The sequence below is a fragment of the Suttonella ornithocola genome, assembly GCF_001889065.1.
GTDB classification, from domain to species: domain Bacteria; phylum Pseudomonadota; class Gammaproteobacteria; order Cardiobacteriales; family Cardiobacteriaceae; genus Suttonella_A; species Suttonella_A ornithocola.
The window spans coordinates 1-12,057 of record NZ_LWHB01000106.1; the positions used below are offsets into that span (position 1 = coordinate 1).

General features: G+C 39.1%; 18 protein-coding genes and 2 tRNA genes. 5 read left to right on the forward strand and 15 right to left on the reverse strand.

What is annotated here, in order from left to right; all coding sequences use genetic code 11:
* The first annotated feature begins 45 nt into the window (after nt 1–45).
* Nucleotides 46–393, forward strand: a complete 348-nt coding sequence (locus tag A5N85_RS08335; RefSeq protein WP_072575618.1) for a transposase — start codon at nt 46–48, stop codon at nt 391–393.
* A gap of 24 nt (nt 394–417) precedes the next feature.
* Here A5N85_RS08335 and A5N85_RS16550 read toward each other — a convergent pair whose 3' ends face one another.
* The 15 genes from A5N85_RS16550 to A5N85_RS08400 form a co-directional block, all read right to left on the reverse strand.
* Complete coding sequence (locus tag A5N85_RS16550) at nt 418–972, reverse strand: tyrosine-type recombinase/integrase (RefSeq protein WP_245935936.1); 555 nt, start codon at nt 970–972, stop codon at nt 418–420.
* Nucleotides 973–1,054: 82 nt separating this feature from the next.
* Nucleotides 1,055–1,276 carry a phage integrase central domain-containing protein gene (locus A5N85_RS16555; protein ID WP_084601709.1) on the reverse strand — a complete coding sequence of 74 codons (222 nt, stop codon included), beginning with the start codon at nt 1,274–1,276 and terminating at the stop codon, nt 1,055–1,057.
* 48 nt (nt 1,277–1,324) lie between these two features.
* Entirely contained in the window at nt 1,325–1,699 is a 375-nt protein-coding gene (locus A5N85_RS14670) for an Arm DNA-binding domain-containing protein (RefSeq protein WP_084601710.1), read from the reverse strand.
* Between the two features lie 221 nt (nt 1,700–1,920).
* Nucleotides 1,921–2,011: transfer RNA gene (locus A5N85_RS08345), tRNA-Ser, on the reverse strand.
* 7 nt (nt 2,012–2,018) lie between these two features.
* The gene (pnp, locus tag A5N85_RS08350; protein WP_072576818.1) at nt 2,019–4,100 is read right to left on the reverse strand and encodes a polyribonucleotide nucleotidyltransferase; all 2,082 of its coding nucleotides are present in this window, start codon (nt 4,098–4,100) and stop codon (nt 2,019–2,021) included.
* Nucleotides 4,101–4,129: 29 nt separating this feature from the next.
* Entirely contained in the window at nt 4,130–4,399 is a 270-nt protein-coding gene (gene rpsO, locus A5N85_RS08355) for a 30S ribosomal protein S15 (RefSeq protein ID WP_072576831.1), read from the reverse strand.
* A gap of 95 nt (nt 4,400–4,494) precedes the next feature.
* Nucleotides 4,495–5,208, reverse strand: coding sequence for a 5'-methylthioadenosine/adenosylhomocysteine nucleosidase (locus A5N85_RS08360; RefSeq protein WP_072576819.1), 714 nt, complete (start codon nt 5,206–5,208; stop codon nt 4,495–4,497).
* Entirely contained in the window at nt 5,201–5,668 is a 468-nt protein-coding gene (locus tag A5N85_RS08365) for an S-ribosylhomocysteine lyase (protein ID WP_072576820.1), read from the reverse strand. Before A5N85_RS08365 ends, A5N85_RS08360 begins: the two co-directional genes overlap by 8 nt.
* Nucleotides 5,669–5,889: 221 nt before the next feature.
* Complete coding sequence (sohB, locus tag A5N85_RS08370) at nt 5,890–6,900, reverse strand: protease SohB (RefSeq protein ID WP_072576821.1); 1,011 nt, start codon at nt 6,898–6,900, stop codon at nt 5,890–5,892.
* Nucleotides 6,900–7,646, reverse strand: a complete 747-nt coding sequence (locus tag A5N85_RS08375) for a hypothetical protein (protein ID WP_072576822.1) — start codon at nt 7,644–7,646, stop codon at nt 6,900–6,902. Before A5N85_RS08375 ends, sohB begins: the two co-directional genes overlap by 1 nt.
* Nucleotides 7,636–8,496, reverse strand: a complete 861-nt coding sequence (locus A5N85_RS08380) for an ABC transporter ATP-binding protein (RefSeq protein ID WP_072576823.1) — start codon at nt 8,494–8,496, stop codon at nt 7,636–7,638. The genes A5N85_RS08375 and A5N85_RS08380 overlap by 11 nt, the downstream gene beginning before the upstream one ends.
* Before the next feature lie 62 nt (nt 8,497–8,558).
* Nucleotides 8,559–8,729, reverse strand: a complete 171-nt coding sequence (gene rpmG, locus A5N85_RS08385) for a 50S ribosomal protein L33 (RefSeq protein WP_072576824.1) — start codon at nt 8,727–8,729, stop codon at nt 8,559–8,561.
* 10 nt (nt 8,730–8,739) lie between these two features.
* Entirely contained in the window at nt 8,740–8,976 is a 237-nt protein-coding gene (rpmB, locus tag A5N85_RS08390; protein ID WP_072576825.1) for a 50S ribosomal protein L28, read from the reverse strand.
* Nucleotides 8,977–9,012: 36 nt separating this feature from the next.
* Nucleotides 9,013–9,088 (reverse strand) — tRNA-Phe (locus tag A5N85_RS08395).
* 63 nt (nt 9,089–9,151) lie between these two features.
* Nucleotides 9,152–9,421 (reverse strand): oxidative damage protection protein, encoded by a 270-nt coding sequence (locus A5N85_RS08400; protein ID WP_072576826.1) that lies wholly within the window; start codon nt 9,419–9,421, stop codon nt 9,152–9,154.
* Nucleotides 9,422–9,577: 156 nt separating this feature from the next.
* Between A5N85_RS08400 and nagZ the strand changes: the two genes are divergently transcribed.
* From nagZ to A5N85_RS08420, 4 genes are read left to right on the forward strand one after another with little or no spacing between them, the layout of a single operon-like run.
* Nucleotides 9,578–10,582, forward strand: coding sequence for a beta-N-acetylhexosaminidase (nagZ, locus tag A5N85_RS08405; RefSeq protein WP_072576827.1), 1,005 nt, complete (start codon nt 9,578–9,580; stop codon nt 10,580–10,582).
* A gap of 29 nt (nt 10,583–10,611) precedes the next feature.
* The gene (locus tag A5N85_RS08410; protein ID WP_072576828.1) at nt 10,612–10,980 is read left to right on the forward strand and encodes a DsrE family protein; all 369 of its coding nucleotides are present in this window, start codon (nt 10,612–10,614) and stop codon (nt 10,978–10,980) included.
* Nucleotides 10,981–10,991: 11 nt separating this feature from the next.
* A complete protein-coding gene (locus A5N85_RS08415; protein WP_072576829.1) occupies nt 10,992–11,561 on the forward strand; it encodes a hypoxanthine-guanine phosphoribosyltransferase in 570 nt (189 codons plus the stop codon).
* Entirely contained in the window at nt 11,548–11,928 is a 381-nt protein-coding gene (locus A5N85_RS08420; protein ID WP_072576830.1) for a hypothetical protein, read from the forward strand. Before A5N85_RS08415 ends, A5N85_RS08420 begins: the two co-directional genes overlap by 14 nt.
* The last annotated feature ends 129 nt before the right edge of the window (nt 11,929–12,057 follow it).

Here is a 12,057-nt window from a genome sequence, read left to right on the forward strand (position 1 = left end):
AAATTTGTCATGGAAGTGATAACTGGCATTTAAAGAACCAGAGCAATGCGATTGGTAGCCATTATCAATGGAGAATTGTTTGCCTTACGCTTATATGATGGTTCTATTAACAGCGATATTTTCTCTCATTGGGTGAGAGAAGCACTGTTACCTGAGTTACCTAAAAACAGTGTAATTGTCATGGACAATGCCGCTTTTCATAAACGCAGTGATATTCAAGCAATCATTGAAGAGCATGGGCATGAGATAGTTTGGTTACCCCCTTATAGTCCAGACTTAAATCCTATTGAAAAGATGTGGGCTTGGATTAAGCAAATACGCAAAGAATGGCGGATGGATTGTATTGATACTTTATTCTTTTATCTACTTTGGATTGGGTTGGGTTTTAGATGATTGCACTATATATGGCGAAAAAAGCTATTTCATTGATATTTTTTGATGAATAAAATCACTATACCATTGCAGCATTTTTCGCCGCTCATCTAGGTATTCAGCGCGGTTGTAGGCAGCTCTCACCGCGTTGCTTTCAGCATGTGCCAGCTGCCGTTCTATCGCATCAGGGTTCCATAATCCACTTTCATTCAGCACGCTTGACCCCATCGCCCGAAAGCCATGCGGTACGGCAATTCCCTTATAACCTAGCCGTTCCATCGCTTTAGATAGCGTCATATCGCTTAACGGCTGATTGCGGTTACCCGTCACAAAATACGGACTGCCGTATTTATTCAAACTGCGCATTTCCGCAAGAATTTCTAACGCCCAATCCGATAACGGCACGATATGCGGGCGTTTCATTTTCATTCTTTCTGCTGGAATATGCCAATCTTTATCAATGATTTCAATCCATTGACCGTGTCTTAATTCGCCGCTTCGAGTCAGGGTCAATATCAGCAACTGTAAAGCCAGCTGGGTTTTACGGTTTGTATAGCCTTCTAGACGCTGAAAAAACTCTCCTATGCGCGCTATAGTCAAATCAGCTAAAAAACAGAACGTTATCTACCGATAGAATGGTTAGATAAGGGCTATAGGATGTTTTGTTTTTTAGCTGATTGCACTATATCGGTAAAGCTGGGTGATGCTTGACTTTGTTATCTTGTCTCCTAACGATTTTAGGCACGGCGGTAGTTGGGTTATGGCTGGCTCTTTGGGTTTGTATGGCGTAATCAAAAACGGCGCTGATGCGCTGCTTTAAGCGGCTGGCAGTTTCGGCTTTACTGTGCGCGATTGGCTCAATAACCGCCATGATGTCGGCGGTAGTGATGGTGCTGATAGGCATTTTACCAATCGATGAAAAAGCGTACTGTGTAAGGGTATTGATAACCTGCTAGGCGGCTTTGGCATTGCTGTAAATCGGTTTGCGGCGCTGATACCACTCTTGCGCAATATGCTCAAAGGTCACGGATTGACGGATTTGCCGTCTATTTTCGATTTTAAGGGCTTTTTTCTGCTGGTGAGGGTTTATGCCTTGGTTGAGCAGTGTTTGCGCGTCTCGGTGTTTTTGACGCGCTTCTTTTAAGCTGATAGCGGGATACGTACCGATAGAAAGCGTACAGTCTTCACCGTTAAAGCGATAGCGGTAACGCCAGTATTTTGCGCCTTTGTCCGTTATCAGTAAATGCAGACCTCCGCCATCAAATAGCTTTAGGCGTTTTTTACCGTTGCTGTCGGCATGTTTTATTGCCTTATCGGTTAATTTCATCGTGGGTTATTGCTCCTTGGAAAATGGCAAATTTACCCGAAAAAATTACCCCCAGTTTTTACCCCGTTTTGCGTTTGCTTGCCTTATTCTGCTTTGGATTGAATAAAACCGTTTTAGACCAATGAAAATTTATTAATCATTGATTTTACAGATATTTATCCTGAACTTTGGACAGCTTTAGACGAAAAAAACCGCTTTAAATTAAGCGGTTTTTGTGGTAGTGGCGGAGAGAGGGGGATTCGAACCCCCGATACGCTATTAACGTATACACACTTTCCAGGCGTGCGCATTCGACCACTCTGCCATCTCTCCGAAAACCTTAGCCATGTTTGGCTTCTTTGATAGACAGGCGGACGCGGCCTTGTCTGTCTATCTCTAGTAATTTCACTTGCACTTCATCGCCAACGGCCAGTTCGTCCGCCACGTTTTCCACGCGGTGTTCGGCGATTTGCGAGACGTGTACCAGTCCTTCTTTGCCTGGCAGATAGACCACGAAGGCGCCGAAGTCGGTAATTTTCACCACTTTAGCGTCGTAGATGCGGCCAACTTCGGGCTCGGCGGTGATTTCTTCGATGATGCGGCGCGCTTCATTTGCAGCTGCTTTATCAGTAGCAGCAATTTTTATGTTTCCATCGTCTTCAATTTCAATACTAGTGCCAGTTTGTTCTGTAATGGAGCGAATAGTTGCCCCACCTTTCCCAATAATATCTTTGATTTTTTCAGCATCTATTTTTAAGGTTGTAAATCGTGGTGCGTAATCAGATAGTTCTTGGCGAGGCTGTTCAATCGCCTCTTTCATAATGGATAAGATATGTTGACGACCTTCATGGGCTTGTTTCAAGGCTTGCTCCATAATTTCTTTTGTTATACCGTCAATTTTGATATCCATTTGTAGTGCAGTGACACCATTTTCCGAACCGGCAACTTTGAAGTCCATATCACCTAAATGATCTTCATCCCCAAGGATATCAGTTAGTACCGCAAATTTATCCTTTTCTTTAATTAGTCCCATTGCTATACCGGCAACAGGCGCTTTGGTTGGAACACCGGCGTCCATTAAGGCGAGGCTTGAACCACAGACCGAAGCCATAGAACTAGAGCCATTTGATTCTGTAATTTCAGAGACGACTCGAATAATATAAGGAAATTCATTTTCTGTTGGTAATACAGCCGCTACTCCTCTACGAGCTAGTCGACCATGCCCAATTTCACGGCGTTTAGGCGAACCAATCCGCCCGATTTCACCAACAGAGAAAGGCGGGAAATTATAATGTAACATGAAGTTGTCTTTTACTTCTCCACCTAGCGTATCAAGAAGTTGTGCATCACGTCCTGTTCCAAGTGTTGTTATAACAAGTGCTTGCGTTTCTCCTCTTGTGAATAGGGCAGAGCCATGTGTTCTTGGTAAGACACCTGTGCGAATAGTGATTGGTCGAACTGTAGTGGTATTGCGTCCGTCAATTCTGGGATGCCCAGCTAGGATACGGTCACGAACAGTTCGGTATTCTAGGTCGTGAACATAATTATGAATGCGTTTTTCATCCCAGCCTTTTTCTTCATTTAGCAGTTGGGCTTGGGCTGCATTATGAATATCGGCAACAGCTGCTTGGCGTTCTTGTTTATCTGCAATTTGGTAAGCTTTCGTGAGTGCTTCGCTAAAGTGATTTTGAATGAGTGTATCTAATTCTGTATCTCGCTCTGGGGCTTGCCATTGCCATGGTGTTTTTCCAGCTTTTTCGACAAGCTTATTGATTTCATCAATAACAATTTGCTGTTGTTCGTGACCAAATATTACAGCGCCTAACATGATTTCTTCTGAAAGCTGATCTGCTTCAGACTCAACCATTAAGACAGCACTTTGTGTGCCAGCAACGACTAAATCTAAACGAGATTTTTTGAGTTGTTTACTTGAAGGATTAAGAATATATTCATTATTGATGTATCCAACCCGCGCAGCACCTATTGGACCAGAAAAGGGAACGCCTGAGAGTTTTAGTGCTGCTGAGGCCCCAATCATTGCTGGAATGTCAGGATTAACGTCTGGATTATAGGAAATTACGGTCGCAATGATCTGAATTTCATTAAAAAATCCTTCGGGAAATAAAGGACGAATGGGACGATCAATCAAACGAGAAATTAGCGTTTCTTCTTCGCTTGGTCGTCCTTCTCGTTTAAAAAAGCCGCCGGGTATTTTTCCTGCGGCATAGTTTTTTTCTTGGTAGTCAACGGTTAGCGGGAAAAAATCCTGTCCTTCAGCAATGGATTGTTTGGCAACAGCAGTTACGAGAACAACGGTTCCTTCCATATCAACAATTACGGCACCGTCTGCTTGTCGAGCAATTTCTCCAGTTTCTAGAGTAACTTGATGGCGTCCATAAGTAAATGTGGCAGTATATTTCACGCTAAACCTTCTTTTTATGAGTTTGTAAATTAACGACGTAGACCAAGGTCAGCAATGAGTTGGCGATAACCTTCAAAGTTAGTGCGTTTTAGATATTCAAGTAGACGACGACGACTGCTAACCATGCGTAGAAGTCCACGACGTGAGTGATGATCTTTTTTATTTGCACTGAAATGGTCTTGTAAATCAGTAATACGAGCAGTAAGAAGAGCAATTTGCACTTCTGTAGAGCCTGTATCTCCTTCTGATTTTTGATATTTTTTAATGATTTCTGCTTTTTGTTCGTTAGTAAGCATGATTGTCTCCAAATAATATTTCGCTTGCCGATGGCGTTGGCTACGGCGAAAGAGGGCGAATTTTAGCTTAATGAAGCCATAAAAACAAGTAATTACTTTTAAGAGGCTTTCAATAACTGTTGTTTTTGGCACAGAATATTTAAAACGATGTTGCAGGATTGTTGAGCAGTTTTTTCTATTTGTATTTTATAATCTTTCAATGCATTTCTGTCTGCTTGATCGCTAATAGCCCTGATGATTGCATATGGGGTATTATGATAAAAGCAAGTTTGTGCAATAGCTGCACTTTGAGTATCTACGGCAAGTGCTGTAGGAAAAGTTTGAAGGATATTTTCTTTTTTCTCAATAAAAGTATCTCCGCTGACAATGAGTCCTTCGTGGCATATTGTGGGGTAAAGGTTTTGTGCGGTTTTTAGGATAAGATGACTAAAGGTATCATCACTTAGATAGTGATTAGGCGCAGCTGGAATTGGATTGGCAATATGTTCTAGTGCGTTTAAATGACTGTCATGATAAGCTAGTTCATTTCCAATGATGATATGCCCTTGAGCAATATTGCTTTGTAATGCTCCTGCAACGCCTGTGCTAATGATGAATTTAGCATGATATCGTTCAATGAGCGTTGATGTTCCTAATGCGGCGGAGACTTTTCCATGTCCACTTTGTAGAATAACGACGGGAGTATTGCATAATAGACCTTGATAAATTTGCATCCCAGCATAAATTTCTTCTTGACGATTGGTGAGTTTAGACACAAGTAGTGGTGTTTCTTTAGCAATCGCCGCAATAATTGCAATGGGATGATTAGTCATAAAAAACTTCCTCCCATTCATGGCGTTTTTCTAGTAATTTTTGCGCGAGTATTTTGGCACCTTCTAATGAATGACTAGCTGCCCAGCCGCATTGAACTTCATTGCATGCAGGAACTTCTTCGGCTTTAAGAATATCTTTTAATGTTTTTTCGATAAGATTTAAAGCGTTTTGATAGTTCGGTTCGTTAATCAATGAAATATAGAACCCAGTTTGACATCCCATTGGAGAAATATCTAAGATATGTTGACTATGGTTTCGAGATAATTCGGCCATTAGATGTTCTAATGAATGCAAAGCTGGCATTTCCATATGTTCTTTATTGGGCTGACAAATGCGTAAATCGTATTTATAAATAACATCTCCATTTTTGCCAGTTTTCTTATCGGCTAATCTTAGATAAGGTGCTTTGACTTTTGTATGGTCAAGATTGAAGCTTTCTACATTCATTTTTTTAGACATTTTATATCCTTGTTTATAAATATATATTTGTTTATTGCTGATAAGCTAGGTGATATTTTAATATGGTTATTATAGAGAAATATTCTTAAAAAAGAATTTTTTATTTAATAAGATTAGTGAATATTTATATAAATAAAATAAATATATGTTGGAAGGTCGAATATTTAATCTTTCTATATTTGCCAATCTTTTGCATAAAAAGATTGGCAATGTTTGATTGTCTAATAAATTTTTGCTTTGAACGGTAAATTATTTTTTAAATAAAGTGCGTTCTGTATTTTTCCTAAAAATCGACTTTTTAAACGAGATATAAAGTTCTCTTCTTTATCTTCTTCTAGTAGAAGCATTTGATGTGATTGGCAATGGGATAGAAGATAATCGTCACTGGTTTGGATTTTATCAATTAACCCTTTATTAATGGCTTGTTTACCGTACCAAGTTTCTCCTGTTGCAATGGTATCAATATCAAGGTTAGGACGCATTAGTGTAATATGTTCTTTAAAAAGAAAATGTGTTTCGTTTAATTCTTTTTGAAATTGTGCGCGATCTTCATCGGTATTTTCTCCAAATACGGTTAAAGAGCGCTTGTGTTTTCCTGCTGTATGCTGTTCGTAATGAATATGGTTTTTTTCAAGCAGATCATGAAAGTTAGGGATGGCACCAATTACGCCAATGGAGCCAATAATGGCAAAAGGTGCTGCGATGAGCTCATCTGCAACACAAGCCATCATATATCCACCACTGGCAGCAACTTTATCAACGCAGATGGTTAATGGAATAGATTTTTCTTTTAAGCGAATGAGTTGAGAAGCTGCTAATCCATAAGCATGAACATATCCGCCTCCACTTTCTAAACGGATAAGTACTTTATCTGTGGTTTTGGCGACTTGTAAGATGGCTGAGATTTGTTCTCGTAGAGTATCAACGGCGGTTGCTGCAATATCCCCATCAAAATCTAAAATGAATAGGCGAGGTAGATTTTGCTCATCTTTATTTTTTTCTGCTTTTTTAAGTTCTTTTTGATGCGTTTTCCAAGCTTTTTTATCGAGAAGATAGGAAAGTAATTGTTCACGCATATTTTCATAATGCGTATTTAAGGAAGTAAGTTTGAATTTATTATCTTCATTATGATGACGTTTTGCCACACTGATGCTAACGATCAAGATAATGAGAGCAATGATAATTGTAAATGTTTTAGCAAAAAATAATCCATACTCCCAAAGATAGGTCATTAATGGTTCTCCTGTTGATAATAATAGATTAAGGAAAGAAAAAAGATAATATGTAAAATAATAAAAATAAGTGTTTGTAAGGTAAACTGCCCTTGCATGAGTAAATCGTTATGCGCAAAAGGTGATAGCCATTGTAGCATTGCTACAAGTGAAGCTGGGCTATTAAAAAGTAATGGTAATAGCCACCATAGCAACCAAATAATTGCACAGCACATAGAGGCAGAAGTATTTTGTTTTAATATAATGGAGATAGTAAGCGATAATCCAATAGCATAGGCAATGGTTAAAATTTGGCTAGCTAAAAACCCGATTAATAATCCATTATCAAATTGTGTTCCTTGACTTAACCATGCGACACCAAACCAAAAAGAAATGATTAGGGTGGTTAAAATTATTATCAATACAATGATTTTAAAGATAATTTGATAAAAAAAGCCGCCTAGATATTTAGGATAGAGAGTAATAGTTTGCCATTGATATTCTTGTGAAATGGTTCGTGCAGCAAAAAAAACAGACCAAGTAATGATAATCCAAATGACAAGTTGATTGACGGGTAGTAATAGCATCTGAGTAGCTCCCCGTCTATTTTCAAGCTGTGCAAGTTGTGGTGCAAGGTGTTGGTATTCTTGAAATGCAGCTAGGAAGTATAAGGCAAATATTGTCCAAATGAGTGTTAACATTCCAAGTGATAGTAAGGAAGCTTGTAGGTAATATTCTTTATATAAAAGGTTTTTCTTATGCATCATGATGCTTATTTCTAATGTTTTGTAGTAAAGCAGAAGGCGGAGTAGTTGTTAAGGCAATAACCCCAGGTTGGATAGAGAGTTGCATCATTTTTTCTGTCCTTTCTTTTTCTGTGTAGCAGCAATAACCTGTATGATAGTCAAGTACTTTATTTGCTGGGATTGTTTTAGGAAAGTCGCTTTGTGTTTGCCACTCCGCCCATAACCAATATTCCTTTTTAGAAGGTAAGGGAAGTTTATATACTTGCCCTTGGTAAATGTCGTAGATTTTATTTGAAATTTGTAATGCTCTTTGCCATTGGTGTTCTATCACAATAATTCCCATGCCTTGTTTTGCACACCTCTTGAGAATGTGATAAAGAATGGAGCGATGTTTGGTATCTAGTCCATTGCTTGGTTCATCTAGTAAAAGAATATCGGGTTGTTGTAAAAGGGCTTTGGCTAATGATAAACGCTGTCGATAACCATGGGAAAGGGTCTTGCAAGATTGATGTAATACAGATTCTAGATGGCACTGTTGGATGATGGCGTTTTTTTCTTCTTCTTTTATGGTCGGGTGTGTTAGTTCTGTGTACCAATTTAAGAGCATAGCAACCGTCCAGTTGGGGAAAAAGGTTGCTTGGTCTGTCATCCATGCAATTTTAGGAGATACGCAATAATAAATAACTTCTCCAGCATGGGGAGGGATTAAACCGGCTGCAATTGAAAGTAAGCTGGTTTTTCCAGCACCATTATCACCAATTAGCGCAATGATTTCACCTTGATGTAATGAAAGGCTGGCATTATTGATAATGGTTTTTTTATAGCAAGCAAAACTGATGTTTTTGAGTTGTAATAGCGGGGTAGTAACCATTTTTAGTAAGGTAAAATATAAAAAAACCCGCTTAGAGAGCGGGTTCTTTTAATAGAAAAAAGTTATTTAATTTTTGCTTCTTTGTAAATGCAATGCTTGCGAGCAACAGGATCAAATTTTTTAATCTCCATTTTCTCAGGCATGTTGCGTTTGTTTTTGGTTGTAGTGTAAAAATGTCCGGTGCCTTCAGAAGAAACTAGACGAATTTTTTCACGGACGTTTTTTTTAGCCATGATTTACTCCTTACACTTTTTCGCCGCGCGCACGAATTTCGCCAAGTACGGCATCAATGCCGCGCTTATCGATAATACGCATGCCATGGGCAGAGACTTTCAGTTTCACGAAACGGTTTTCGCTCTCTACCCAAAAACGGTGTTCCTGGATATTAGGAAGAAAACGGCGCTTCGCTTTATTGTTTGCGTGTGAAACGGTATGACCGACCAAGGGTTTTTTACCGGTCACCTGACAAATGCGTGACATTGCCGTACCTCTTAAATGTAAGTGTTTAGAAACTGATGGTGGCCAAGGGCGGAATCGAACCACCGACACGCGGATTTTCAGTCCGCTGCTCTACCGACTGAGCTACTTGGCCTTGGAAAGGCGCGTATTAAACTGTATTTTTGATTAGACGTCAAGCTTTAAAAGTTTTTTTTTTCTAATTTTTTTTATTTGGCTGATATTTTTCAGGGCTAACTTGTTCATCTCCAAAGAGATAACGAAGCATTTGTGTTTTTAAAAACTCTTGTGTTTCTGGCTCAAAAGAGGCAAGTCTATGCTCATTGATTAGCATGGTTTGTTGTTGTAGCCACATATTCCATGCTTCTTGAGAAATGTTATTGAGTATTTTTTCGCCGAGTTCGCCAGGAATGGGTTTGCGAGTGAGCGCATTGCTTTCTTTTTTTAGTTTGGCACAAAATATTTTCATAAGTTTGATGTTCTTGAAGAAGGTTTTTTACTATATCACTAGTCCTATAGGTTGTCATGAATAGCAGGTGCTTATTTTTTTGATAAATATTTTGTGGTATTGGTCTTTTCTTAGATAATCTTAGCGGTGTTTGTATTAGAGTTGATTGTTAATAAGATGAGTTTGTTTTTAGGAATTGAAGGATTGGTATTGTCAGAAGCGGATAAAAGACGTTTGCAACATCCGTTTTGTAGTGGCGTGATTTTGTTTTCTCGTAATTATGCTGACCCAGCTCAGCTTAGAAGTTTGACTCAAGAAATTAAATCTTGCTCTCGGAAGCTTCTGATTGCAGTAGATCATGAAGGGGGAACTGTACAACGGTTTCGAACGGGGTTTACAGAAATTCCTTCGGCAGCTTGCTTGGGAAATTTATTTGATCATTCGCCTATGCTGGCATTAGAGTTGGCAGAGGTGATTGGGATTATTATTGCTTATGAGTTACGTCAGTTTGATATTGATTTTAGCTTTGCGCCCGTTTTAGATTTGAAGGATACGCAGTCTTCGGTCATTGGTAATCGAGCATTTCATGCAAATCCTGCAGTTGTAACACTGTTATCAATGGCTTTTCGGAAGGGATTACGAACAGTAGGAATGTCGGCGGTTGGAAAACATTATCCCGGTCATGGACGGGTGGTAGGAGATTCGCATTATTCTCTACCAAAAGATAGTCGTTCTTACGAAGAGAGAGCGCCAGATAGATTTCCTTTTTTAGCTAATATTGCAGATAGGATAGAGGGGATAATGAGTGCGCATATTTTATTACCTGACTCTGAACAGCCAGCGGGCTTTTCTGCTGAAACGTTAGTTGATTTGCGGAATAAGGGATTTAATGGTGCTATTATTAGCGATGATTTAGATATGGCAGGCGCACACTTTTTTACGCATCCTTGGCAAAGAGTGGAGGCAGCGTTGTCTGCGGGCGCAGATGCGGCAATGATTTGTAATACGTTTTCGGATATGGATGAGGTGCTGATGTCTGACTTAGATTTCTCAATGTCAAAGCAATCGCGTAAACGGTTAAATGCGCTTGCTGCTAGGAAAGTTAATGAAGAACAGGCACTTTTATATTATCTTTCTGCAAGAGCGTTATTTAGCGCGTATCGTCATCAACTTATGGCATAATATTGTTTTAAATAGCCTCTCTCATTTTTATGGCAGAAAAACTTGTCGTTATTATTTTAAACAGCGCGCCAGATTCAGGAACGGAATTGGTAGAGCCAATTTATCATGCAACTGTTGCTGCTTCGATGGATTATCGAGTAGAAGTCATTTTAGCAGGCAGAGCAGGGGAATTGGCAATACGAGGAGTTGCAAATAAGATTGCTTCTCCCAGAAAGCCAGATGAAACTATTCATGATTTGATTAAGGAAGCGTATCAAAGTGGTGTCGTTTTTAAAGCTAGTAAGTTTGTAGTACAAAAGTGGGGAGATAATCTTATCGCTGAAATTAGCGAAGTGGTTAGTGGTGGCTATATTATTGGCGAAATTATGAATCCTTCTGTAACAACTCTTACCTACTAACTAGTGATTTTATGAAACAACCTTTAAGTAATCAAGATCTTGAAAATGTACTCCGTCATTCTGAATGTTTAATTACAGCAGCAGAAATCAATAGTGCTTATGATCGTCTTGCGGCGCAATTAAATCTGCATTATGCCGGATTAAATCCAATTGTGATGGTCGTCATGAATGGCGGATTGATTCCAGCAGGGCAGTTATTAACCAAATTAACGTTCTTTCATCGCATGGAATATTTGCATGCAACACGGTATCGCAATAATCGGGCAACGAGTGAGTTGAATTGGAAAATGCGCCCGAATGCAGAGCTTAAAGATGAGCATGTTTTGTTAATTGATGATATTTTTGATGAAGGGATTACTTTAAAGGCAGTTGTTGATGAGTTATCTGAACAACAGCCTAAGACGTTAAAAACTTGCGTGCTTTTAAATAAGCAACATGATAGAAAAGTCCCTAATTTTGAGATTGATTTTAGCGGTTGTAATGTGGCTGATCGCTATATTTATGGCTGTGGTATGGACTATCATGGCTATCTTCGCCACTTACCGGGCATTTATGCTCTGAAAGAAGATGCGCAAATTTAGTGGAGTATGGTTATTACTTTTTTTAACTGCTTGTGTTAATGAAGGGCAGTATCAAGAGGTTAAAACGGTTCAATTTGGGAATAATAGCGCTAATCAGATTATGGAAATGACTCAGGGAAGTTATCGTCAAATAGGCGCATATCCTATTGCTGGTAATGTTAATGTTCATACGCCGAATGTTTCTGCAAGGATTGTTCAGCCTGCTGTAGTGGCGGTTTCTCCTGAAATGTATCCTGTAGAGAGTACAAGAGTTTATCGAAATAGAAATACTAGTATTAAGCGTGGTACGGTATATCCAACCGGTTGTACGCATCAAGTGGTTCGACATAGCAAGGTAGAGGTTTATTCTGTGCCTTGTTATCATTAAAAATTAAGGCTTTTTGAATAATGATAAGAGTTTTCTTATTTTTAGTTCTACTCTGTATCCAAGCAGCTTGTAGTTCTTCTCGTTATTCTTCTGAATATTTAATTTCTCATTATCTTAATGCAAGTGAAG